Annotated in this window: 21 protein-coding genes; 8 read left to right on the top strand and 13 right to left on the bottom strand. The window is 61.4% G+C overall.

Annotation, left to right across the window (positions count from 1 at the left end):
• Positions 1-98 precede the first annotated feature (98 nt).
• The gene (locus ACIOAU_RS16085; protein ID WP_401183230.1) at positions 99-2,585 is read left to right on the top strand and encodes a TonB-dependent siderophore receptor; all 2,487 of its coding nucleotides are present in this window, start codon (positions 99-101) and stop codon (positions 2,583-2,585) included.
• A 153-nt stretch (positions 2,586-2,738) separates the two neighbouring features.
• A complete protein-coding gene (locus ACIOAU_RS16080) occupies positions 2,739-4,337 on the top strand; it encodes a histidine kinase famiy protein (protein WP_401183359.1) in 1,599 nt (532 codons plus the stop codon).
• Positions 4,338-4,358: 21 nt separating this feature from the next.
• On the opposite strand, the gene ACIOAU_RS16075 is transcribed toward ACIOAU_RS16080, so the two are convergent.
• The gene (locus tag ACIOAU_RS16075; protein ID WP_101320763.1) at positions 4,359-4,961 is read right to left on the bottom strand and encodes a response regulator transcription factor; all 603 of its coding nucleotides are present in this window, start codon (positions 4,959-4,961) and stop codon (positions 4,359-4,361) included.
• Between the two features lie 123 nt (positions 4,962-5,084).
• Here ACIOAU_RS16075 and ACIOAU_RS16070 point away from each other — a divergent pair, with 123 nt between their 5' ends.
• On the top strand, positions 5,085-6,689 hold the full coding sequence (locus ACIOAU_RS16070) for a hybrid sensor histidine kinase/response regulator (RefSeq protein ID WP_401183356.1): 1,605 nt from the start codon (positions 5,085-5,087) through the stop codon (positions 6,687-6,689).
• Here ACIOAU_RS16070 and ACIOAU_RS16065 read toward each other — a convergent pair.
• The 6 genes from ACIOAU_RS16065 to ACIOAU_RS16040 form a co-directional block, all read right to left on the bottom strand.
• Positions 6,679-7,014: a hypothetical protein gene (locus ACIOAU_RS16065; protein WP_101320759.1), complete on the bottom strand. Its 336-nt coding sequence runs from the start codon at positions 7,012-7,014 to the stop codon at positions 6,679-6,681. The genes ACIOAU_RS16070 and ACIOAU_RS16065 overlap by 11 nt on opposite strands.
• Before the next feature lie 190 nt (positions 7,015-7,204).
• Positions 7,205-8,446: a DUF1835 domain-containing protein gene (locus tag ACIOAU_RS16060; RefSeq protein WP_401183226.1), complete on the bottom strand. Its 1,242-nt coding sequence runs from the start codon at positions 8,444-8,446 to the stop codon at positions 7,205-7,207.
• A gap of 215 nt (positions 8,447-8,661) precedes the next feature.
• On the bottom strand, positions 8,662-8,997 hold the full coding sequence (locus ACIOAU_RS16055) for a hypothetical protein (RefSeq protein ID WP_181087497.1): 336 nt from the start codon (positions 8,995-8,997) through the stop codon (positions 8,662-8,664).
• Between the two features lie 105 nt (positions 8,998-9,102).
• The gene (locus ACIOAU_RS16050; protein ID WP_259072894.1) at positions 9,103-11,550 is read right to left on the bottom strand and encodes a TonB-dependent siderophore receptor; all 2,448 of its coding nucleotides are present in this window, start codon (positions 11,548-11,550) and stop codon (positions 9,103-9,105) included.
• A gap of 106 nt (positions 11,551-11,656) precedes the next feature.
• Positions 11,657-12,622, bottom strand: a complete 966-nt coding sequence (locus tag ACIOAU_RS16045) for a FecR domain-containing protein (protein ID WP_259072895.1) — start codon at positions 12,620-12,622, stop codon at positions 11,657-11,659.
• Positions 12,622-13,137, bottom strand: a complete 516-nt coding sequence (locus ACIOAU_RS16040) for a sigma-70 family RNA polymerase sigma factor (RefSeq protein ID WP_181087495.1) — start codon at positions 13,135-13,137, stop codon at positions 12,622-12,624. Before ACIOAU_RS16040 ends, ACIOAU_RS16045 begins: the two co-directional genes overlap by 1 nt.
• A gap of 243 nt (positions 13,138-13,380) precedes the next feature.
• Here ACIOAU_RS16040 and ACIOAU_RS16035 point away from each other — a divergent pair, with 243 nt between their 5' ends.
• Positions 13,381-13,695, top strand: a complete 315-nt coding sequence (locus ACIOAU_RS16035) for a hypothetical protein (RefSeq protein WP_101323060.1) — start codon at positions 13,381-13,383, stop codon at positions 13,693-13,695.
• Positions 13,696-13,706: 11 nt separating this feature from the next.
• Here the strand turns inward: ACIOAU_RS16035 and ACIOAU_RS16030 are convergent, their stop codons facing one another.
• The gene (locus ACIOAU_RS16030; protein ID WP_224785525.1) at positions 13,707-13,910 is read right to left on the bottom strand and encodes a hypothetical protein; all 204 of its coding nucleotides are present in this window, start codon (positions 13,908-13,910) and stop codon (positions 13,707-13,709) included.
• A 246-nt stretch (positions 13,911-14,156) separates the two neighbouring features.
• Positions 14,157-15,104 (bottom strand): LysR substrate-binding domain-containing protein, encoded by a 948-nt coding sequence (locus ACIOAU_RS16025; protein ID WP_401183220.1) that lies wholly within the window; start codon positions 15,102-15,104, stop codon positions 14,157-14,159.
• A 126-nt stretch (positions 15,105-15,230) separates the two neighbouring features.
• On the opposite strand from ACIOAU_RS16025, the gene ACIOAU_RS16020 reads away from it, so the two are divergent.
• The gene (locus ACIOAU_RS16020) at positions 15,231-15,722 is read left to right on the top strand and encodes a GNAT family N-acetyltransferase (RefSeq protein ID WP_150569954.1); all 492 of its coding nucleotides are present in this window, start codon (positions 15,231-15,233) and stop codon (positions 15,720-15,722) included.
• Positions 15,723-15,786: 64 nt separating this feature from the next.
• Positions 15,787-16,140: an SH3 domain-containing protein gene (locus ACIOAU_RS16015; protein WP_401183216.1), complete on the top strand. Its 354-nt coding sequence runs from the start codon at positions 15,787-15,789 to the stop codon at positions 16,138-16,140.
• A 545-nt stretch (positions 16,141-16,685) separates the two neighbouring features.
• On the opposite strand, the gene ACIOAU_RS16010 is transcribed toward ACIOAU_RS16015, so the two are convergent.
• The 3 genes from ACIOAU_RS16010 to ACIOAU_RS16000 form a co-directional block, all read right to left on the bottom strand.
• Positions 16,686-18,098 carry a diguanylate cyclase gene (locus tag ACIOAU_RS16010; RefSeq protein ID WP_401183213.1) on the bottom strand — a complete coding sequence of 471 codons (1,413 nt, stop codon included), beginning with the start codon at positions 18,096-18,098 and terminating at the stop codon, positions 16,686-16,688.
• Between the two features lie 104 nt (positions 18,099-18,202).
• Positions 18,203-20,032, bottom strand: a complete 1,830-nt coding sequence (locus tag ACIOAU_RS16005) for an SLC13 family permease (protein WP_150569957.1) — start codon at positions 20,030-20,032, stop codon at positions 18,203-18,205.
• A 202-nt stretch (positions 20,033-20,234) separates the two neighbouring features.
• Positions 20,235-20,630, bottom strand: a complete 396-nt coding sequence (locus ACIOAU_RS16000; protein ID WP_101320743.1) for a bacteriocin — start codon at positions 20,628-20,630, stop codon at positions 20,235-20,237.
• Between the two features lie 244 nt (positions 20,631-20,874).
• Here ACIOAU_RS16000 and ACIOAU_RS15995 point away from each other — a divergent pair, with 244 nt between their 5' ends.
• Positions 20,875-22,035 (top strand): GGDEF domain-containing protein, encoded by a 1,161-nt coding sequence (locus ACIOAU_RS15995; protein WP_259072902.1) that lies wholly within the window; start codon positions 20,875-20,877, stop codon positions 22,033-22,035.
• Between the two features lies 1 nt (position 22,036).
• Here the strand turns inward: ACIOAU_RS15995 and ACIOAU_RS15990 are convergent, their stop codons facing one another.
• Positions 22,037-22,339 (bottom strand): RcnB family protein, encoded by a 303-nt coding sequence (locus ACIOAU_RS15990; RefSeq protein WP_101320739.1) that lies wholly within the window; start codon positions 22,337-22,339, stop codon positions 22,037-22,039.
• 117 nt (positions 22,340-22,456) lie between these two features.
• Between ACIOAU_RS15990 and ACIOAU_RS15985 the strand changes: the two genes are divergently transcribed.
• Positions 22,457-22,807: a hypothetical protein gene (locus tag ACIOAU_RS15985; protein WP_150568820.1), complete on the top strand. Its 351-nt coding sequence runs from the start codon at positions 22,457-22,459 to the stop codon at positions 22,805-22,807.
• Positions 22,808-22,814: the final 7 nt, after the last annotated feature.

The raw sequence follows: 22,814 nt of genomic DNA, 5'->3' as shown, positions 1-22,814 counted from the left end.
CCAGCGCAGGGGTTGTTGATTTTTATTCTCGTTCGACTTGGAAGGTAGAGGCGCACACAGACGCCGTCATCTACTGCCACCGGGCGCAAGGAAACCGCATGATCCCCCGCAACCCTCAGTCGCGCGAAATCTTCAGCAAACCTGCAGTCAAACCCCTGAACCGTGCGGTGCACGCCGCGCTGCTGGGGATGGCGCTGTCTCTGCCAGTCGGCACCGCGCTGATTGCCCCGCCGGCGTCGGCTCAGACCAACATTGAAAGCAGCTTTGATATCCCCGCCGGCGCACTGGGGTCGGCGCTCACTCAGTTCGCGGCCGCTGCCGGCGTGACGGTCTCGTTCGATCCGGCCCACGCTGCCGGGCAGCAGACCAGCGGCTTGCGCGGCCGCTACAGCACTGATGCCGGGCTGCAGAAGCTGCTGGCCGGGACCCGCTTGCAAGCGGTTCGCTTGGCCAGCGGCAGCTACTCGCTGCTGCTGCGTGAGCAGGGCGCCGCCATGCAACTGGGCGCTACCAATATTTCCGGCGAGGCCATCGAGTCGGCCTACGGACCGGTCGACGGCTATGTCGCCACGCGCAGCGCTACCGCGACCAAGACCGATACGCCGATTCTGGAAATCCCCCAGGCGATCAACGTGGTGACGGCCGATCAGGTCGCCGTGCAGGGCGCGCGCAACCTGACCCAGGCACTGCGCTACACGCCGGGCTTGACCACCGGCGGCTTCACCGATCGCAACGTGATCGCCGACGAGATCACCAGCCGCGGCTTCGCCCCGACGCCGTTGTATTTCGACGGTGCCTACATACCTTATGCCGGTAGCCTCGGCGGTGCGCCGCAGATCGACCCCTATACCCTGGAGCGCATCGAAGTGCTCAAAGGGCCGTCATCGGTGTTGTTCGGGCAGAACCAGCCGGGCGGCCTGATCAACCTGGTGTCCAAGCGCCCCACCAGCGAACAGCGCAGCCAGATCAAGCTCGGCGCGGGCAGCTACAACCGGGTCAACGGTGCAATCGATACCAGCGGCCCGCTCGACGAGCAAAAGGAATTCAGCTATCGCCTTGTCGGCGTTGCCAAGAAAGGCAATGAGCAGGTCGCGCATACCCACTCCGAGCGAATGTTGCTGGCGCCGAGCTTGACCTGGACACCCACTGAAGCCACCTCGTTAACCCTATTGGCGCAGATCCAGCGCGACGATGGCCAGGCCGACTATCAATCGTTGCCACGGATCGGCTCACTGGACCGTGGCCCGACCGGGCAGAAGATCAAGCGGGAGTTCTTTTCCGGTGATTCGCGATACAACGACTACAAGCGTGACCAGTATATTTTTGGCTATGATTTCAGCCACAACCTGAGTGACGACCTGACTTACCGCTCCACCGCGCGCTACACCGACGTGCGTGACCAGTACAAGGGCTTTTATCTGCGCAGCTTCGTCACCGATGCGGCCGGGGTGGTTGATCAGACCCGGGCCAATCGAGTCAAACTAGACTGGCGCCAGCACAACATTGCCTACACCATCGATAACAACCTGGAATACACCTTCAACACCGGTGCGCTTGAGCACACCGTGCTGACCGGCGTCGATTATCGTCACTTCACTCGCAAGTACGATGGCTATAACGCCTACAACGTGTTGCCGGTCGATCTGTATGGCAAGAACAACTACGACAGCTCCAGCGTAACCCCGGTGCTCGACACCCAATGGGACAACACCCTACGCCAGACCGGCGTGTACCTGCAGGACCAGATCCGCTTCGACCAATGGGTCCTGACCATTGGCGGTCGCCAGGACTGGGCGGAAATCGACAACAAGGACCTGCTCGCCCACACCGTAGCGTCGCAGCGGGACAACAAGTTCACCGGACGAGTCGGTCTGACGTATGTCACCGAGTTCGGCCTGGCGCCCTATGTCAGCTACTCCGAGTCGTTCCTGCCGACCCTGGGCACCGCCGCCCCCGAGCGCGGTGGCAAAGCCTTTACGCCAACCGAGGGTGAGCAGTACGAAGTGGGGGTGAAGTACCAGCCCTTCGACAAGACGCTGATTACCGCGTCGGTGTTTCAGGTCAAACAGAAGAACGTGCTGACGGGCGACACCCAGTACCCGCAATACTCGACGCAAAGTGGTGAAGTGCGCGCCCGGGGTATCGAACTGGAAGCCAAGTCCAGCCTCGACAATGTGGATGTGATGGCCGCCGCCACCTACATCGACGCGTTCTATACCAAAAGCACCTACGGCGATGAGGGCAACCGCAGTGAGGCAACGGCGCCGGTGTCGGCCTCGTTGTGGGTCGATTATCACTTCACTCAGGCAACGCTCGCTGGCCTGACCTTCGGTGCCGGCGCTCGCTACACCGGACGCAAGCCGGGGGACTCGGCCAACTCGTTCGACGTGCCTGCCTATGTGGTTTATGACGCCACCATCAGCTACGACCTGGGCGGGCTGGATGCCGGCCTGCGCGGTTTGCGTACCAGCCTGAACGTGCAGAACGTGTTTGACCGCGAGTTCATTTCGGACTGCAACTATGCGTTTGGCTGTTACTACGGGCAGGAGCGGGTTGCATCTGTGGAAATGACTTACGATTGGTGACAGCGAGCTGAATCGAAAAATCTGCGAACCTTTGCTGCTGCCCAATGATCCAAGCGCAATGCCTTGGATCTGGGCGCGCTGCCCTGCATCCCCCGTCATCTTTGGGTCTCGACAATCTGCAGACCCCAGCGCACCTTCGCAGAGGACTCCGCAGTGCCGACCAGTGGGATTAGAGTAGACAATCGATTCACTGCTGAAGTCATGGGCCATCCGAAGGACATTTTCTTCGCCGCGGTCGAAAGCACTCGCATGCCGATGATCGTCACGGACCCCAACCAGCCGGACAATCCCATCATCTTTGCCAACCAGGCCTTTCAGGAAATGACTGGTTATGGCGAAGATGAGTTGATCGGCCACAACTGTCGGTTCCTGCAGGGCAAGGATACGGATCAGGACGTGATCGCTGCGATCCGCCAGGCCGTCGCTCAGCGCTATGACTTTTCCACCGAGGTGCTGAACTACCGTAAGGACGGCAGTTCGTTCTGGAATGCGCTATTCATCTCGCCGATCTATAACGACAGCGGTGAGCTCAAATACTTTTTCGCATCCCAGCTGGACGTCAGCCGGCGTCGAGATGTGGAAGATGCATTGCGCCAGTCGCAGAAGATGGAGGCATTGGGGCAGCTGACCGGCGGCATAGCGCACGATTTCAACAACCTGCTGCAGGTCATCGGTGGTTATGTCTCGTTGGCCAAGTCGGCTGCCGAGAAGGAGCAGCCCGATCTGGCCAGGATCGTCAGGGGGCTGACCCATGCCACTCAGGCGGTGGAAAGGGCCAATACGTTGACCAAGCAATTGCTGGCCTTCTCGCGCAAGCAATCGCTGCAGGGGCGGGTGATCAATATCAATCAGATCGTCACTGACGCACAGGTGTTGATCAACCAGACGTTGGGCGATGGTGTCTCTGTATCGCTCAGCTTGGATGACGGATTGCACAATTGCCGGATCGATCCGGCTCAGGCGCAGATCGCCTTGCTCAACGTCATCATCAATGCGCGCGATGCCATGGCTGGAGATGAGCGCCAGGCACTCAATATTGAAACCAAGAACGTCATCGTGACCGAAGATGCGCGAGCGTCTTATGAAGGGCTGCACGCGGGACATTACGTCTGCGTCTCGGTCACCGACAACGGTGAGGGCATGCCCGAGGCCGTGCGTGGTCGAGCGATGGACCCGTTCTTCACCACCAAGGACGAGGGCAAGGGCACCGGCCTTGGGCTGTCGATGGTGTATGGCTTTGCCAAGCAGTCCGGTGGCACTGTCAAGATCTACTCGGAAGAGGGCGTAGGGACTACCGTGCGCTTTTACTTCCCCGCCGATGCCAGCGAGCTGCATCCCTTGGAGCGCGCGAGCCTGCTCAAGTCCAAAACCGGTGATGAGCGCATCCTGATCGTGGAAGACCGCGCCGATGTTGCCGAGCTGGCCCAGGTGATCCTCGAAGAACAGGGCTATGAGACCCAGGTGGCCAATGATGCCAAGGATGCGTTGATGATGCTGGAGAAGGGGCTGCACTTCGACCTGCTGTTCACTGACCTGATCATGCCGGGCGGCATCAATGGCGTGACGCTGGCGCGCAAGGTGCAGTTGCAGCATCCGTCGATGAAGGTGCTGCTGACCACTGGCTATGCAGAGAGCTCGATCGAGCGAACTGATATTGGCGGTTCTGAATTTGAAGTGATATCCAAACCGTACTTACCGCAGGAACTTGGCCGCAAGGTGAGGATGGTGCTGGATTCACCGGGCGGCGTATAACAGTGTCCCGGCAGCGCTGACTTACAAGGATGCGCTGTATTTGACGGCTGCCGCTGCCCGCGATGGCACGTTGAGGGTTCGCAGCAATCCGGATACATGGATGCGCACGGTAAACGGCGAAATATCCAGGGCCTTGGCGATTTCCTTGTTGGTCTTGCCTTGAGCGATCAGCCGCAACACTTCCTGCTGGCGCGTAGTCAGGGTGTTGGTGTCCAGAGGTAATAGCCCTGAGGGTGCGAACTTGACCAGCACCTCGCCTTCGCGGATGGCGAGCAGCGCCTGGCCGATCTCTTCGGGCGCGATGTTCTTGCCGATGAAGCCATCGGCTCCCATCGCCATCACCTGTTCGATCAACAGCGGGTCATCGACCATCGATACCACGATCAATGTGGTACGCCGCAGCTGCTTGCGCAGCTCACCCAGTTGGCTGATGCAGGTCAGGCCGGGGAAGCGCAGGTCGAGGATCAGCGTGTCCACGTCGCTGTCGCGTTCGAGCATGTTCAGCACTGTGTCCAGATCGCCGGCCTGCTCTACCTGAGCCTCGGGTAGCAAGCGTTGCACCGTGCGCAGCATCCCCTCGCGAAACATGGGGTGGTCGTCAGCGATGATGATGCGGCATGTCATGGAGTGCCCCTCCCTGGGGGTCAGGTGTTGCGCCTGCGTGGTACTTTAACACTCTGCTCAGGGCCTGCTTGCTCGGCGTGCCAGCATTACGATGACCGTACAAGGACGTTGCCCGTGAAGTTCATGAAAGACGCTGAACTGGATCAAGCCAACCTGCGTATTGTGGTAGCCCTTTGCGCCATGGTGTACATCGGTGTGCTGGGCTTCTTGCCAGGGCAGTCGGTGGCGCACTACGTGCCGGTGATGCTCTATATCGTGGTGTTCCTGCTGGCCTCGATCGTACTTCGTCAGGTCATCGCGCGCTGGCCCGGGCATTACCCGGCGCGGCGGGTTTTCGGGATGATTCACGACTATACCGGCACCTCGTTCGGCCTGGTGATCGGCGGCGAGGCGGCGTTGCCGCTGTATGCGGTGATGGTCTGGGTCAACCTGGGCAACGGCATGCGCTATGGTTCGCGCTATCTGGCGATTGCCACCGTCCTTGGCTTGCTGGCGCTGCTGGTCGTGTACGGGCTGAATCCGTTGTGGCAGGCGCAGCCGTTCATGATGCTGATGCTGATGATCACCAGTACGGTGATTCCGGTCTACGCCCACCTGCTGCTGGAGCGCACGCGCAAGGCCTCCGAAGAGGCCATCGCCGCCAACCTGGAAAAGTCGCGCTTTCTGGCCCAGGCCAGCCATGATCTGCGCCAACCCATTCACTCCATCGGCCTGTTCACCGCCTGCCTGCGTGAGGCGCGCCTGGGCGAAGAGGAGCGGCGGCTGGTGGACAACATCGACCGGTCGCTGCTGAACGTCTCGCAATTGTTCCGCTCCATTCTCGATCTCTACACCCTGGACAACGGCCGTTTGCTGCCCAAGTACCAGGAAGTTCACCTGGGCGAGTTGCTCGCCGAGTTACTCCGCCAGAATGCCGAAGCCGCCCGTTGGGCCGGGGTCGAATTGCGCCTGCGGCCATGCAAACACTGGGTGAGGGTCGACCCGGCACTGTTGGCGACCATGGTGCAGAACGTGCTCTCCAACTGCTTGAAGTACGGCCGCCAGCGCCCTGTACTGGTCGGCGTGCGCCGGCGCCACGGCGGGCTGGTGGTGGAGATCCACGACCAAGGGCAGGGGATTGCCGAGGAGCATCTGTCGCGGGTGTTCGAGGAGTTCTATCGCGTTCGCCAGCTGCGCGATAAAGACGTTGAAGGGGTCGGTCTGGGCTTGTCTATCGTCAAGCGCCTGGGGCTGTTGATGGGCATGGAGGTGATGCTGCGCTCGCGGGTGGGCCGTGGCACTTCGGTCAGCCTCAGCGGCTTGCCGCTGGCGACCGCGCCGGAGCAACACGTTGTGCGCGACGATCCACGTCAGGCGGGGCTGTTGACCGGTTTGAAAGTGTGCCTGGTGGAAGATGACCACAACGTGCTGCTCGCCACCCAGGCATTGCTGGAGCGCTGGGGCTGCAAGGTGCAGGCGGAGTCGAGCGGGCATGATCTGGTCAGCGATTGCGACATCATCGTCGCCGACTATGACCTGGGCAACCACGCCACCGGTATCGAATGCATCGACCACCTGCGCGCGCAGCGCGGCGTGGCGGTGCCAGCGCTGATTCTGACCGGGCATGATCTCGAGCGGATCCAGGCAGCCCTGCACGATCGGCAGATCGCCATTCTGTCCAAGCCAGTGCGCCCCGCTGAACTACGGGGCGCTCTGCGCGAGCTCAGTCAGGGGCCGCTTACTGGTTGAACGGGGTCAACCCATTACCGCGGGCGCCTTTGGGCTGGCAGTAGGCGGCGGGTTTCATCATGCCGAAGCTGGCCACGGCGAACATTCCGCCACTGGCACCGCTGGGCACGGAGCAGTTGTAGTCACCGGAAGCGGTGCTGGCGATGTAATACGTGGTCATGGAGTCACTGCGCACATTGGAAACGCGCTTGACCGTCTCACCGATATTGGTTTCCGAGAGCGTTTTGAGATGGTCTTCGGTGGGTTTCATATGGCTGCAACCGGCAACGCCGATCATCAGGGCGCCGAGCAGGGCGAGGCGGGTGACTGGAGCGTGCAGTTTCATGGCGCTTCTTCCTTGGGGATGTTTTGGTTTTTTTTTTGCGCAACGATCCCTTGCACGGCGAATTCGCCGTGCTGGCGGGGAGCATTGGGGTTGCTGGCGAATATAGCGCCAGGTGGGTACGGGGTCGATTAGCACAAGTGTGCTAGTGGCACTTTAGGGCTGCGGTAAAAGGAGCGCGTTGATCACTGAATCAACGCCGGCAGACGTCCCCGTGTTCACTGACGACCCATGGCTTTTGCTCAGCAACGATCTGCACGCCGCCAACCCAGCGCTCGGCCGGGGCACAGTCGAGCCAATTCACGGTGCCTCGTAATACGCGCTCACCCAGGTCGGTGATTCGAACAAGACCGTGCTGCCACTCACCGCCCTGCTGTTCCTGCACCAGTGGCTGCGGCGCATCGATGAGCGGGCGCAACAGCGTAGCGAACATCAAATCCCCCAGAAAGGGCAGAGGTTCATAGTCCTTGTTCAAATGAGCGAAGACTTTGCCGGCAGGCAACGCTCCGTGATCTGCCAGTATCCGCAGGGTCAGACGCTGGGTCAGACTCAAGCCATCCGAGGCGCCCGGGAGTTCCTGGAGTTGCTTGGCCAACGCGGGCCCGAGCAGCGGCAATGCCGGATGCACCTGGCCTGCCATCCGCGCCCAGTTGCCAGGGTCGGCTGAGGTATAGGCCGCCCATGCCTCCCGTGCCAGCGCCAAGGCATCTGCAGCCAGTGCTCGCCGTTGTGGCCAGAGCCATGCAAGCACATCCGGCGCCAGCTGGCCCAGCCCAATGAAACGCTCAACGCCCGGCACGCGGTTGATCTCGATCAGTTCCAGCCTGCGCGGCACCGTAGCCAAACTCGCCAGGAGCCGAATCAGAAACAACTGATCATAGGCGTCGCCCTCGCACCACAGCACCAATTCACTATCGTGGCCAAGTTGCGCGAGGGCCTGGCGTTGTGAGGCTTGGCGTTGCTGGGCATCACGTGGCGATAGGCCGAATGTCTGCTGAATGAACGCTGCACGCACTTGCCAGTAATCGTCGTCAGGCAGGGCCGGAACAGGGCCCATGACCATCGGATCATCGAACATATGAAATGTGCCCGTGAAGCCAGCGACGCGCAGGCTGTGCTCGATATCGCTGCCGCAGCGCCAGTGCTGAACGGTGGCTTCGTTGGTCGCAGCAAAGTCCGGATGACGTGCGGCGAAGGCGACGCTGTCGGCATGTGCAATCAACTTTGGCCAACTGGAGAAACCCGTTTCACGCGCTACCAGCCACTGAGTGTCGGCGAGCTTGTACTCCGGGCCAGGCACGCCGATTGCGCGCAACTGCACGCGGGTATCTTCGGCTTGGTTGTTCTTGAGGGCTTTGAGCAACTGCTTGGCGCGTTTGCGCAGCGCGGGCAGGTCAACAAGACCATGATGGCGGGAAGCATTAATGGCGGGCATGCCAACTCCTTACAGGGCTCGGTCCGCCGACAAGCCGGGAGCTGGAATGGGCAATGTACAACGCATGCCTGGGAAACCCCTTCGCGCGGACCGCAGGCGCAGCACACGCCCAGGCATCGACTGTAACGGCCAGGCGTCACGGAGGTAAAGCCTGATCGCGTGCTGGCACACATAAAAAAGCCCGGCGAACCGGGCTTTATCAAGCAAGACGCTACTTACTGAGCAGTCTTCAGCTTGATCACATCACCGGAAACGGTGGTGGTGTAGCCATTCAGAACCCATGCCCAGAACCAGCGCTCTTGTACCTGGGTGTTGATCATCGCATCGCCGCCCTTGGCCTTGATGGCGTAATCTTGCGCGCGTACGAAGCGGCTGTTCTGGCGAATCGGGATCAAGCCGAACAGCATCAGGCCGGTGGCACTGGCTTCGCTGTGGCCAACAATGGTGTACTGGCTGCTGTCGTACTGCTGAGTTTTCATGGCGGTGCCGGTGCATCCTGCCAGAGCGAGACCCAGTACTGCAGAAGCGATGACTTTGCTGAATGACTTCACGTTACTACTCCATGGACTAGAGCCCGAATACAAATATTGGGCGGCGGCACTTTACCAGAACACCTCGATGTTCTGCAGTTGGCTGTCTTCATTCCCGCGTCACTGTCAGAAGCGCCACTTGGCATTGACCACCGCATTGCGGGGTTCGCCGTAGGAACCTGAGGCAAAGGTGCCCAAGCCGTCGTAGTACTTCTCGTCGAACAGGTTGTTCAGGTTGAAACCGACGGTCAAGTGCTCATCAACCTCGTAACTGGCCAACAAACCGACCACTGCGTAGGCATCCTGCGTCGCTTTGCGCATGGGGCCGCTCCAGTTGATCTGCTGGGCGGCATAGGCTTCGCTTTGCCAGGTCAAGTTACCGCCGATGGTCAGGCGCGACAGGTCGCCGGGCATGCGGTAGGACGTCCCCAGCTTGAACAGATTGATCGGCTGGTTGGTCGCGACGCGCTCACCGTCCTTGTCGTGCGATTCGCGGTATGTGTAGCCACCGTAAACGTTCAGGCCCGGCAACAGTTCGCCGGACACTTCGGTTTCGACACCGCGAGTGCTGGTGCCGGCGATGGCTTTGTAGACGGTCTGGCCGTCACCATCCACACCGATGGCCGATGCCGTGTTTTTCTGTTCGACATCAAACAGCGCGATGCTGGCGTTGAGCGCGCCGTCGAACAGCTCGGCCTTCAAACCGATTTCGTAATTGTCACCGGTCAGCGGCGCGACGGCTGTACCGCTGGTGGTTTTATAGAATGTTTGCGGCTGGAAGATGCTGGTGTAGCTGGCATAAACCGAATAGGTGTCATTGAGGTCGTAGACGATGCCTACATACGGCGTGACTTCACCGGTCTTCTTGACCTTCTCGACCCGTTTGCCGCCGGTGCTCTTCATGTCGTTGATGTCCCACCAACTAACCCGAGAGCCGAGAATGATCGACAGGTCGTCAGTTGGCTTCAGCCGTACCGAACCGTAGATGCCGGTCTGGCGCAGCTTGGTGAGGTTGTCGCCAATCTTGCTGAACGTCGGCCGGTCGATGGCACGCCCATCCCATTCATGGATGTTGCCCACCTGCGGGATATCGCCGACCGGGCCAAGATCGCTGTACTCGGGGAAGTTGAGGTGCGTACGCGAGGTGCTCACACCGATTACCGCATCATGCTCGCGCTCACCCAGGCTGAACGGGCCGGAGGCGTAGGCGTCGAGAGTGTCCTGGGTCTGGTAGCTGTCCAGGCGGCTGACGAAGGCGAAGTTGCCCTGACCGGTTTGCGGGTCGGCATAGCCGCCACTGGCTGATGCGCTCTGGCTTTTGCGGTACGAGTACTGGTGGCTGTAGGCGGTTTTCAGGGTCCAGTCATTGGCCAGGCGTTGCTCCAGCAGCGTACTGAAGTTATAGCCGGTGTTGTTCATGTAGCTCCAGCGCGTTGCCGGGTTGAAGTTGCGCGGGAAGTTGGTTTGCTGGCCGTTGTTGTAGAACAGCGGGATATGGCCGTAGGTGGTGCCATCGGCGTTGTTGTTCTGATAATCGAGGCTGGTGCGCAGGGTCAGGTCGTCATTCAGGTCGATGTCGACGGCGCCGTACATCACGCGGTTTTCCTGCTTGTACCAGTCGATGTACGAGTTTTTATGCTCATAGGCGGTGACGAAGCGCCCGCGCACATTGCCGCTGTCGGTCAGCGGGCCGGACACATCGAGCTCGGATCGGTATTTGTCCCATGAGCCCACTTCGCCGGCAACATAGCCCTGAAACTCGCGAGTTGGTCGTTTGCGCACCAGGTTGATGGTCGCCGACGGATTGCCGGTGCCGCTGAGCAAGCCGGTCGCGCCGCGGACCACTTCTACGCGGTCATAGATGGCCATGTCGGACAACGCGCCGATGTACTGCTGCGACTCGTTGGCGACCTGTGAGGGGATGCCGTCGTACTGGAAATTGTCGATCTGAAAGCCGCGCGCATAGAACGTGTAGCGCTCGCTGTCACGGTGGTTGCTGGTGATGCCGGGCGTGAACGTCAGTACTTTGTTGATGGTCGACAGACCCTGCTCGTCCATCAGTCTGCGGGTGATGACCGTGACCGATTGTGGGGTTTCGCGCAGTGACAGCGGCAGCTTGGTCGCGGTGCTGGTCGAGCCGGTGGTGTAGGAGTTGGTGTGCTCGGTGTAGGCACCCAGGCCTGCACCGTCGATACGGGTGGCGTCCAGCTGCATGGCGCCGTCAGCGGTTGCCTGCGGGCGCAATGCATAGCTGCCATTGCCTTGCAGTTCGGCTTGCAGGCCGGTGCCTTGCAGCAACAGGGCAAAGCCTTGGCTGACGCTGTAGCTGCCTTGCAAGCCAGGTGAGCGGCGGCCATCGGTGAGTGCGGCTTCGAACGACAAGGCGCTGCCAGAGGCCGAGGCAAAGGCGCTGAGGGTCTCGGTCAGGTTGCCGGCGGCGATGTGGTACGGCTGCACCGCGCTCTGTTCAGCTGCAGTGACCAGGCCAGGTAGCGTGGCGCTGCCAAGGGCGATAAAACTCAGTCGAATGGCTGCGGCCAGCGGCTTCAGCCGGCACACGATCGGATACATCATTAGTGTCCTCCCCAAAAATAAACCGCGCAAACGGTAGGTTTCTGAGGATTGGCCGAGCGACATGGAGAAACAGTGCACCGCTGCGTGAAGTTTTTTTCTGCACGGCTCAAGTTGGCTTTGGCATGACGCTGATCCAGTAGCGGCTGCGGCGCTCGATACGCAGATCAAAGCCGCTCTCCAGCGCGGCCAGGGCGCGGTCGGTGTCGTCCAGGGGGAACGCGCCGGAGACTTTCAGCGCTGCAATCGACGGGTCGCAGCGCAGCCAGCCATGGCGGTAGCGGCCCAGCTCTTCGAGCAGTTCGCCGAGAGGGCGTTTGATGGCAATCAGATTGCCTGTACGCCAGGACGCCGTCGACGCATCCGAGGGCGCGGGTTCGCTCAGTTGATGCGGGTCGAAGCGCACGTGCTGGCCGGCCTCAAGACGCAGCGACTGCGGACTTTGCGCGGGGTGGATGCGCACGGCCTTGTCGAGTACCGCGACTTCGCAGAATGACTTGTCGGCCTGCACGCTGAAGCAGGTACCCAGCGCCTCTACCTGGCCTTGCGCGCAGGTCACACAGAAGGGCCGCGATCGCACATCAGCGGCCGTCTGCACCAGCATTCGGCCGCTGTGCAGGTGCAGCAGCCGACGCTGATCATCGAAGCGCACGTCCAGCGCAGACTGGCTATCGAGCAATACCTGGCTGCCATCTGCGAGTACCAACACGCGTTGTTCACCAACCCCAGTGTGATGAGTGGCGAGCAGGCTGGTAGCCAGGTCGCTGCGGACACCGCTCCAGCCAACTGCGCCAACGCCCGCGAGTACCAGCAGCTGGCGCAGGACCTGGCGACGTGATTGCCTGGACTGTTGTAAGGCCGTGACCGCAACCTCGGCCGGCACGCCGGCAACCAACTGCCGGACTTCTTCGACCTGCTGCCAGGCCTGCTGGTGGAGCGGGTCGGCGTCGTGCCACTGCTGCCAGCGCTGCTGATCGCGGGCTTGCTGCATGCCCGAAGACAGCAACGCGTACCACTGGGCGGCGCTGCGCAAGGCATCGCGCTGGGCGGGTGCCAAGGGCTGGCCCGCGGCCATCAGAGCAAGCCCATGCGGATCAGGCAGCAGTGTTCGATAGCCTTGGCCATATGGTTGTTTACCGTGCGCAGGGATATCCCCTGGCGCTCGGCAATGCGTGGGTAACTCAAGCCCTCGAACTGCGACAGGATGAAGGTCTGGCGGACTTTGTCGCCCAGGCTGTCGAGCATGCGGTCGACCTCCATCAGGGTCTCCAGAACAATGGCTTGGGTTTCTTCCGAGGGGTACTCGTCGACGGGCAGGGCGGACAAGGCTTGCAGATAGCTTTGTTCGAGAGCACGGCGGCGGAACAGGTCGATGACCAGGCCCTTGGCGACGGTGCTCAGGTACTGCCGCGGCTCGCGAATGTCCAGCGCGCGGCGTGCCTTGATGACCCGTACGAACGTATCTTGGACCAGATCGGCGGCATCGCTGTGACACTGCAGACGCCGGCGCAGCCAGCCGAGCAGCCAGCCGCTGTGGCTACTGTAGAGATCCTGGGTGGCGCATCGAAGGGCAATGTCGTCAGCAGACATGGAATGGTCACTAATGATAACTAATTGCAATTAGACGCTGTTGCGAGAAATTTGGCAATGATTTCGCGGGGGCTGGCATGGCGGGGTGGGGGAGAGCGGTCGCGTTCAGTCAGTACGGACTTTGCAATTGGTCTGCGCGCTTGTAACAATCCCGGCCTTTTGGCGCTCATGCAGCCGCCGCAAAAGCCCTGCCCATTTTGACAAGGAGCTTCAACCGTGGAATCACGCAGTCTGGCTGCAGAGATCTTCTTCAGCATGCCATCCCATCTGTGGGTCTTGCCAGTAGCGGGCGTGGTCGCCTTTTTCGGGATGCGCCTGGCCGCACAATCGCCCGAGCGAGAGTCATTGTTCAAAGGCGTGACGTATCTGATCCTGCTGGCGTTGGCATTGTTGCCCAACGCCTACTACCTGCTGAGCCCGCCGACGCCGGACATGGCCGAACTGCTGGCACAGGGTGGGCTGCTGCCCAATTACAAAGGCCTGGTTTATCTGGACGCGTTCTACGCATTCGCCGGCTGGGCATTGAGCTGGGTCGTGCGGCAGAAATTCGACGCCTGAGGCGGCTCAGATCATTGCAGGGTCGTCGGCTTGAACGTGTCCTGCAACTGGGCGAACGTCTGCTCGATGCCGGTAATCAGCTTGTCCAGATGATCAGCTTCGGTGTGGTTGCCGACTGCGCGCTGACGATCGCGCTGCTGACGCAGGGTGAGTAGGTTTTTCTGCAGTGCTAGGGCGGACTGGTCGTAGTTTTCCATCTCGATTCTCTGGCTCATGGCGTCCCTGCCGTTGTAGGAATGAGCCGACCGTATCAGCTCATTCTGAGAGCCGGAACTGCGTTTTCGTACAGGTATTGCACTGCTGTAGGCTTAATCCTACAAGCAGATCAGAGCCGTCCTACGATGGGTGTGTGCCGATATTTCGAAGCGTTTGTATTCAATGCACTCACAGGCCAAGCGGTGCAGTGTTTCCAAAGTTTTTGTCTGCGCTCTGAAATAATTTGTTACTGCACCTGTATCCGCCTAGCTGCGCGGCTCGCGTGAAATGACCTGTTGCAATTGACCCGGCTCGGCGGCCTCCTGCTCTAGCCATTGGGTGACCAGCGCGGCTGCCGAACCAACGGCCGCAGCTTCCCCCGTAAGTATGTAGAAGCCCGCACTGGTGGGTAACTCATGGCCCGCCAAGGCCAGTACCAGCGTGCCAGCCTGCAGGGCGTTGGCTACCAGCAGTGCTGGCACCAAAGCGATGCCCATGCCTTGCTCGGCAGCCTCTATCGCCAGAATGGTTTGCGAGAATACTGGGCCGGTAAACCGGGTGCCTGGCCGGCCGTAGTGATCGAACCAGCGCTTCCAGTTGTTGTGGCTGTCGGAAACAAGCGGTGCACTGGCCAGATCGCTAGGTACCTGCCAGTCACCCGCGTTACGTAGTGACGGCGCGCACACGGGCAGAGCCTGGCCCGCCTGCAGGTGACGCGCGTGACAGCCCGCGAAAGGGGCAGTGCCCCAACGCACGGCCATGTCCACCGCGCCTTTGCCGGTCAGTGGCCGGGTACTGTCGGAGGCATCGATCATCAGCGCGATCTGCGGATGTGCCGCCGCCAGCCGGCCCAGCCGTGGGATCAACCAGCGGCTGGCAAAGGCTGGCGTGGTGCTGAGCACCACCTGGTGGGGATCGCCCGGGGCACCTTGAGCGAGGAGCTCGGTGGTGGCGTCTTCGATGATGTGCAATGCCTGCTGGACTCGCAGCAGGTACTCGCGGCCCTGGGGCGTCGTGCACAGGCCGCGTGGCAGGCGTTCGAACAGGGCCATGCCGAGCTTCTCTTCCAGCGTGCGTACCTGCTGGGCGACTGCGCCTTGGGTGACGCTCAACGCCTCGCCTGCCGCGCGAAAGCTGCCCAGCCGGGCCGCGGCCTCAAAGGCAACCAGATGATTGATCACGCTGGGCGCGGTGCGTCGCTTGGCTGTGCTCATGGGGGCGGCTTCCTGCGGCGCGTGTGGGCTGATCGGCTGATTCTGGCGTCAGTCTGTCCCGCGAGCAACAAGTTCGCCGGCAGTTGCGCTAGCATGGCGGGCTTTACCGAAACGGGGGACAGTTTGATGACCACGCCAACCTTGCGCCAGGCCAGCTTGCAGGATGTGGAGCGCTGCTACCAGATCGAAACCAGCGCCTACGAGGGCGATGAGGCGGCCACTCGGGAAAAGATAGCCATGCGCATCGAGCAGTATCCAGAGGGCTTTCTGATTCTGGAACTGGATGGCGAGATTGCTGGTTTCATCAACAGCGGTTGCGCCGAGCAGGTGGTGATGTCCGATGAGGCCTTCAAGGAGCTGGTCGGGCATGATCCGCGCGCTGCCAATGTGGTGATCATGTCGGTGGTGGTAGACCCGGCGCTGCAGGGGCGCGGCTTTGCCGGGCTGCTGATGGCGCACTTCGTCGAGCAGATGCGCGCGCGGGGCAAGGCGACGATCCATCTGATGTGCAAGCAACGCCACGTCGCCCTGTACGAAAAACTCGGCTATCGCTATGTGCAGCCATCACCCTCCGATCACGGTGGCATGAGCTGGCACGAGATGGTCATGGCGTTGTAAGGCAGTTATATGATTTCCGGCGCGCCAACGTTGGCCCGACGCACACTCAGCCAGGGAGAGGCAAGTGAAGTACGTTGTTATCCAAGCGCATCGATCCGGATACCCGCGACCCATCCGGGTCGCCAAGGGCGATCTGCTCGAGATCGGCCAGCGTTACGAGGGTAACGAGAGCTGGCTGGACTGGTACCTGTGCACCTGTGCCGGGCAGGAGCCTGGCTGGATCCCGGCGCAGCTTATCGAGCGGGTTGGCGTCGCCCAGGGCAGGGCGCTGGAGCACTACTCGGCGCATGAGCTGGATGTTGATCCGGGGCAGCAAGTGCTCGCCCTGCTGCCCATGAACGGCTGGTTGTGGTGCCGCCGTGCTGGCAATGGTGAGTTGGGCTGGCTGCCTATCGAGAAGCTGCAACTGCTGGAGTGACGCTTTGAAAAGGTGCCTGCGGCCAGCTGCTGGTCTCATCTGATCTGCTTTTTTTCCGCGAACCTGCATCTGTAACCGTATCAGCCGAAGGCGGAAAATACCTCACAAGCCCAGTCGACTGACCGTTGCACGCCAAGCTACTTGTGCCGCGATGGTCCGCCCCGGGCCAGCTACGCCAATTCGTGTTCACACTGTAGAGGTTCCAATGGGCAAGCTTGCGCTGTTCCTCGGTGGTTTTCTGCTGCTGACAATCTGTATCGGCCTTTTGGGCACCATTCCGCCGCCTTGACCGGCGATACCCCGCTGCCGGCCCGCTGCTTCCCCAGGCGGGCCAGAGCTGCGGCGCTCACCCTTGTGCAACTACCCATAGCCGAGTGGCCTACAAGCCGACTCGGCGTTGTCGTATGTGCGATAAGTCGTTCTTTGGCTTGGGAAAACTGTCCACAGAAAACGTGGGTAGGTCTGTGGATAAATCGCTGCAGGTGAGGTGGTTAGCGGCCTGCGTTAGATTGAGCAGAATTTGAGCAGCGATTATCGGCCTGGATTCAGACGGTCTGCTGTAGCGCCTGTTCGGCGAGCTCGACGCAATTGCGGCCACGTGCCTTGGCGCGATACAGCGCCTTGTCGGCGCATATCAGCAGCGCGTCCAGCGCAGGCGATGGGCCGCCCTCGGCACAACCTGCCAGACCGATGCTGACGGTCATCTGCAGGCGCGGGTCGGCGTGGTTCAGGTGTAGGTCCTGCACTGCCCGGCGCAGGCGTTCGGCAGTGAACTGGGCATGCTTGGGCGCAAGCCCGGGCAAGACCACGACAAATTCTTCGCCACCCAACCGGGCAAACAGCTCGCCATCGCGCAGCTGCTCTTGCAGGGCGTGGGCGAAGGTGCGCAGCACTTGGTCGCCGACACCGTGGCCATGGCGGTCATTGATGCTTTTGAAGTGATCGATATCGAGCATCATCAAGGTCAGCGGCATGGCCTGATCAAGCTGCTGGCGGCTGTCGAGCAGGGCATTGGCCAAACGCGTGAAAGCGCTGCGGGTGAGGGCGCCGGTCAGATGATCGATGGTTGCCTGATGTTCAAGCCGCGCCAGCAGGCTCCGGTTGGCATTGCTCACGCAGGCCACTACCAGAGGGCCCAGTACCAGCATGGTGATGCCCAGCCGTGCCGACATCAGCGTGGTCACTCCCGGCACGCTCTGCGGCACGCTGAAGTGCATGAGGTTTTGCGCCACGGCGACGATCAAGCTGCTGCCCGCCATCAGCGCCAGTAGTGACACAAGGAAGGGTGAGTAGGTCCAGGCACACCAGAGCAAGGCGGCGATCGGGAACGCAATCGCGCCAGGGCCGCCAAATACGATGCTCAGTGCCAACGAACCCACCAGCACGAGTAGCGGTGCCAGGCGAATCGGCTTGCCGCCGCCTTGCAGCAATACGCCCCGCGAGGGCGCGGTCAACAAGGCCGGCACGATCAATATGCAGGTGGAAAACTGTTCGCTGAACCAGGCCTGCCAGGTCGCGCGCATCGACTCCTGAAACCACGGTGCCGACATCAGGCAGGCCATGCTTGCCGCCACCATGGCGCCAGCGGCGCACGCGGCAAACACGCAAAGCACGCCCTGAGGGCTGCGCATACGCCGATGCTGGCGCGGCAAGCGGACCAGCAGCAGCCAAACCGTAACGATCACGCTCAGATTGCACAGGTTGAACCACAGCGCCGGTTGCCAATTACTCCCGCAGGCCAGGTCGGCAGCCACCATGGCCAGCCACACCAGGGCGAAGCCAAGTGGAGTCGCCTGACGGGGATAGCGCAGCAGGACGCCTGCCAGCACTGCGTTGACCGGCCAGAACAGCGACAACGACTCGATCGGGCGGGCGAGAACGCCGCCAAGGGTAATCACCAGGGTCAGGCTGAACAGGACAAAATAAGGCAAGAGCTGCGAGCGTACTGGAAACACCATGGGTTCTACCGGCTGGCATAGACGGATCCAGGACAACGACTGCAGGCACCTGGGTAATTAGTGTCAGTGTGTTTCGCCAGCCCGCCTGCTGTCAAATTGCCTCACTAGAGCCCAAAGAACCACGGCACCATCACCACAGTTACCAGCATCACCAGCAAGGTGAACGGCACCCCCACTTTGACGAAGTCAGCAAAGCGGTATTGGCCAGGCCCCAGGACCAAGGTGTTGACCGGTGAAGACACCGGCGTCATGAACGCCGCCGAGGCTGCCAGTGCAACAGTCATGGCGAACGGGTAGGGCGACATGCCCAGTTGATGGGCGGTGCTGATCGCCACTGGCGCCATCAGCACTGCGGTTGCGGTGTTGGAGATGAACAGGCCGATAATCGCAGTCACGGCGAACAGGCAGGCAAGAATGGCGCTGGGCCCGGCATTGCCGAGCAGGCTGACCAGGCCGCCGACCGCCAGATCGATGCCGCCGGTCTGCTGCAGGGCCAAGGCAAATGGCAACATGCCGACGATCAGCACCAGGCTCTGCCAGTGGATCGCGCGGTAGGCGCTGTTCATGTCGATGCAGCGCCCGGCGCCCATCAGCAGGCAGCCGATCAGCGCGGCGATGACGTTGGGGACCAGCCCGCTGACCATCAAGCCAACCATCACCGCCAGGCTGATCAAGGCGTATGGCGCGCGGCTTCGTGCCGGCGCCACCTGATCGATCTCGGCAGGCAGGCTCAGCACCAGAAAATCCTTGGGCTGGCTTTGCAGCTGACGCACGGCTTTCCAGGGACCGACCACCAGCAAGGTATCGCCTTGGCGCAGTTTTTCTTCCACCAGTTGCTCGTCGATGGCGGCCTGTTCGCGGCGCAGACCGACTACGTTGAGGTCGTAGCGGCTGCGGAAGGTCAGCTCAAGAATGCTTTTGCCGATCAGCTGCGAGCCAGGTGGCAGCGACACTTCGGCCATGCCCAGTTCCTGCGACTGATCGATGAAGTAGGCCGCCTTGAAGTGCAGCGGCTCAAGGCGCATCGATTGGCACAGACTGCGCAGATCATCGCGGTTGGCGAACAGATCGAGCAGCAGCACATCGCCCTGTTGCAAAACGCTGTTGGAGTCGGCGCTGATCACCCGGGTGGTGAACTTGTGCTGGCGCTCGATACCGATCACGTTGGCGCCGTGGCGGGTGCGTAATTCCAGTTCACCCAGGGTATGCCCCACCAGCGGTGAGTCAGGGCGAATGCGCAAGCGCCGTTCGCGGCCATTGAGCTTGTAGTCGAGCACCAGGTCGAGCAAGGTGCGGCGGCTTTCGGTGCGGCCATCCTTGCGTACTTCGCCGTTGAGCCAGCGTCGGGTCAGCAGCATGTAGCCGATGCCCAGCACCAGCACTACCAGGCCGAACGGGGTGAAACTGAAAAAGCCGAAGCCCTGCTCGCCATGACGCACCAGCTCGCTGTGTACAACCACGTTGGGCGGCGTGGCAACCAGGCTGAGCATGCCGCTGATCAAACCGGCAAAGCTCAACGGCATCATCAGTCGGCTGGGTGCCAGGCCAAGCCGCGCGGCAATGCTTAGCACCACCGGGATAAAGATAGCGACGACTCCAGTCGAGCTCATCACCGAACCCAGGCCGGCTACCGAAACCATCAGCAAGACCAGCAGACGCGCTTCGCTGTTGCCTGCGCGGGCGCTCATCCATTCACCGATGCGGTAGGCAATGCCGGTGCGTACCAGGCCTTCGCCGATGACGAACAGCGCCGCGATAAGGACCACGTTAGGATCGCTGAAGCCGGCCAGGGCTTGCTCTACAGTGAGGATGCCGGACAGCGGCAGAAATACGATGACCAGCAACGCAACCACGTCCATGCGTGGGCGGTTGAGGATGAATAACAGGATAACCACGGCCAGCAGGCCGAGCACCATGAGTAGCTCAGGGTTCATGACGAGGAAGTGATCCTTCACGCAGGGGGCACACAAGACATTAGCAGTCAGTGTGGCAGTTTGGCGTGATGGGGGTGTTGATGTGATGCAGGTTTTTGACGCGCTGCATTGGTGCAGTGCGGGAGCAGCCTAAGCGTTGTGAGGGTGGGGCGGCTTGCGATTGCCGGGGCTACAACGTAGCCCCGGCGTTCTGAGATTGCAATCAGTGGCGATGGCGGCGCTTGTGCTTCTTCTTGCTGCCGCCGTTGTCGCCCATGTGGTTACCCACGGCGCCACCTGCTGCGCCGCCCAGGCCAGCGCCGACGGTCGAGCCGGTCGAGCCGCCGAGGGCGCCACCGACCAGCGAGCCACCTGCCGAACCCAGGCCGCCACCCAGCGCTGCCTCGGTGCGATTGCCTTTGCGCGCGCCGACGGCGCTGCCGGCTGCGCCGCCCAGGCCCGCACCGATAGCCGCGCCGGTGCGGCCGCCCATCTGCTGACCGACCACATTACCGAGCACGCCGCCGAGGCCGCCGCCGATAGCTGCAGTGCCGTCACCGGCAAAAGCGCTTTGGCTCAGCAACAGACCCAAGGCGAGAGAAGGCAGAGTCAGACGCATAATGGTGAACCTCGAAACAAGTGGCTAAGTCAGGTCATTGATCCGTAAAGGATTACGGGGTACTCACTAGGACCGGGTTCGATCGATTTGGTTTCTTCGACAATGGAGTTTTTGTTACTCGATGGAACGCTCGGGCTCGATGGCTGCTGATCTGTCCCGTTCGGTCATGGTCGGTTTGCGTGGGGCGCCCTAGACTGGTTGGCAGGCCGCAGTGAGACGGCCACCCGCTGCCTGGTTAACCAACATGATCGCCCATACCCCTACACTGTTCGCCGCCGTCGCGCTGGTCGCCACCATCATGGCGTTCTGTCTGTTGCTGGTGGGTCAATACAATCGCCGTGACAGCCTGCTACTGACCGGCTGCGGCCTGCTCGCGCACGCCCTCGCATACATCTGCTACACGCTGTATGCCCAGGCCCCGCTGTGGGTCAGCTATGCCTTGGGCAACAGCCTGCTGTCGCTGGCGTTGGCGTTCTACTCGGCAAGCTTGTTTCGGGTGCGTGAACTGAAAGTACCGTGGCGAGTTATTTTCATCATTCCGTTATGCATGTTAGGCGGGCTGCTGCTTCTGCTGCAGACGCTCGAGCCGCGCATGCTGCTGGCCACAGTAGTGCTCATGGTTCAGTGCGGGCTGTTGCTGCATTGGGCGCGGCGTCATGCCGAACGTCCCGGTCGGGCGCATCTGCTGTTGGTGATCGGCGCTTCTATAAGCCTGGTAGGCCTGGGTATGCGGGTTATCGCGGTGCTGGCTGGGGACGCAGCCGAGATGCGCTACGACATCAGCAACCTCAAGCAGACGGTATCGGTGGCGATCGGCACGGTAACGGTGATGATGTATTCGCTCGGCCTAGTGCTGATGGCCAAAGAGCGCAGCGAGTCGCGCTTGCAGCACATGGCGCTGCACGATGTGCTGACCGGCACTTACAACCGGCGGGCCATCCTCCAGCGTTTCGACCAAGAGCTGGAGCGCGCACGTGATGAGGGCAGTCACCTGGCCGTGGCGATGATCGATATCGATCACTTCAAACGGATCAACGATCTGTATGGCCACCTGGCTGGGGATGAGGTGCTGTGCCACTGCGTTCGCCAGCTACAACGGCGCCTGCGTGCGGCTGACAGCCTGGGACGTTATGGCGGGGAGGAATTCCTGCTGCTGTTGCCACATACCGAGCGTGAGGGCGCGATGGCGGCACTGCAGGGCTTGCGCCAGGCCATCGCACAAAGCCCGGCGCAGTTCGCTGACGACACTATCGAGCTGCGCTTCAGCGTCGGCCTGTGGTGCGCAGTGCCCGGGCCTGATGACAGTGCGGCAGCGCTGCTCGGGCGAGCGGATGCGGCGCTGTATCAAGCCAAGGCGGATGGGCGCAATACTGTGCACATGGCAGCAGTGCCAGGCCCCTGCTAGATCACTTCGAGTGAATGGCCAGCACGACGCCGTTGGTGATCTGCACCAGCACGAAGCGATTGCCCATTTTTACCCAGTGGCTTTCTTTTTCCGGCGCTGGCAGGCCGTTGGCTTTCCAGTCAACCACGGCGGCATCATCGCGTTTGTATTGATCCGGGGCCTTGTCACCGACCTTCAGTTCGCGGTCGTGAGACTCCGGCGCCTTGACGCTCTCGACGTTGCTTTCGGCTGCAGTGGCAGCCAATGGCAGGCAAGGCAGGGTGGCGGTGAACAGCAGGGCGGACAGCAGTGGGCGCATTTTCATGCACAGTCTCCAAATGCAATAGGTGTGTTAATGCGACAACAGCTGAGCGTCGAGAATTCACTTGTGCAGGCACGCAAATGCTAGAGTCGCGTTCTTTTTTGCCTACGAGGATGAAACATGCGTGCAATTGTGCCGATGGCCGCAGCATTGATGCTGCTCGGGTGTGCCTCGTCGACCATGGATGCCGCGCGCGGCACTGCGCCGACTGCACAGCTGAAATCGCAAAAGGCTGCGGAACTGGTTGCCCAATGCATCCAGTTCAGTTGGCAGGATGAGGCTGTCTTTGGGGTCGACGCCAGTGGTTACCTGCAGCCGCGCAAGAGTGGCGGCTTGACGGTTTATACCCGTGAGGCAGAGTCGTTTGCCGACATCTATCCGCAAGACGGTGGCACACGCGTCGACTATTACGCGCAAAAAGCCGACACCACCGCACTGCGCCGCCGGGCTACTGCGGCGACCTGCCTGTAACCGGCCG

The sequence above is a fragment of the Pseudomonas sp. NPDC088322 genome, from assembly GCF_044740745.1.
Classification (GTDB): Bacteria; Pseudomonadota; Gammaproteobacteria; order Pseudomonadales; family Pseudomonadaceae; genus Aquipseudomonas; species Aquipseudomonas shirazensis.
The sequence above is the reverse complement of the archived record's forward strand: the minus strand, read 5'-3'. Positions and strand labels throughout refer to the sequence as shown.

Excerpts from the sequence above, each read along its gene's own strand:
- ACIOAU_RS16030 (WP_224785525.1), bottom strand. The coding sequence starts at position 13,910 with ATGAGCCAGAGAATCGAGATGGAAAACTACGACCAGTCCGCCCTAGCA.
- ACIOAU_RS16060 (WP_401183226.1), bottom strand. The coding sequence starts at position 8,446 with ATGCCCGCCATTAATGCTTCCCGCCATCATGGTCTTGTTGACCTGCCC.
- ACIOAU_RS16045 (WP_259072895.1), bottom strand. The coding sequence starts at position 12,622 with ATGGCCGCGGGCCAGCCCTTGGCACCCGCCCAGCGCGATGCCTTGCGC.
- ACIOAU_RS16085 (WP_401183230.1), top strand. The coding sequence starts at position 99 with ATGATCCCCCGCAACCCTCAGTCGCGCGAAATCTTCAGCAAACCTGCA.
- ACIOAU_RS15990 (WP_101320739.1), bottom strand. The coding sequence starts at position 22,339 with ATGAAAATGCGCCCACTGCTGTCCGCCCTGCTGTTCACCGCCACCCTG.
- ACIOAU_RS16005 (WP_150569957.1), bottom strand. The coding sequence starts at position 20,032 with ATGAACCCTGAGCTACTCATGGTGCTCGGCCTGCTGGCCGTGGTTATC.
- ACIOAU_RS16010 (WP_401183213.1), bottom strand. The coding sequence starts at position 18,098 with ATGGTGTTTCCAGTACGCTCGCAGCTCTTGCCTTATTTTGTCCTGTTC.
- ACIOAU_RS16075 (WP_101320763.1), bottom strand. The coding sequence starts at position 4,961 with ATGACATGCCGCATCATCATCGCTGACGACCACCCCATGTTTCGCGAG.
- ACIOAU_RS16025 (WP_401183220.1), bottom strand. The coding sequence starts at position 15,104 with ATGAGCACAGCCAAGCGACGCACCGCGCCCAGCGTGATCAATCATCTG.
- ACIOAU_RS16020 (WP_150569954.1), top strand. The coding sequence starts at position 15,231 with ATGACCACGCCAACCTTGCGCCAGGCCAGCTTGCAGGATGTGGAGCGC.
- ACIOAU_RS16070 (WP_401183356.1), top strand. The coding sequence starts at position 5,085 with ATGAAAGACGCTGAACTGGATCAAGCCAACCTGCGTATTGTGGTAGCC.
- ACIOAU_RS15985 (WP_150568820.1), top strand. The coding sequence starts at position 22,457 with ATGCGTGCAATTGTGCCGATGGCCGCAGCATTGATGCTGCTCGGGTGT.
- ACIOAU_RS16040 (WP_181087495.1), bottom strand. The coding sequence starts at position 13,137 with ATGTCTGCTGACGACATTGCCCTTCGATGCGCCACCCAGGATCTCTAC.
- ACIOAU_RS16050 (WP_259072894.1), bottom strand. The coding sequence starts at position 11,550 with ATGATGTATCCGATCGTGTGCCGGCTGAAGCCGCTGGCCGCAGCCATT.
- ACIOAU_RS16000 (WP_101320743.1), bottom strand. The coding sequence starts at position 20,630 with ATGCGTCTGACTCTGCCTTCTCTCGCCTTGGGTCTGTTGCTGAGCCAA.
- ACIOAU_RS15995 (WP_259072902.1), top strand. The coding sequence starts at position 20,875 with ATGATCGCCCATACCCCTACACTGTTCGCCGCCGTCGCGCTGGTCGCC.
- ACIOAU_RS16065 (WP_101320759.1), bottom strand. The coding sequence starts at position 7,014 with ATGAAACTGCACGCTCCAGTCACCCGCCTCGCCCTGCTCGGCGCCCTG.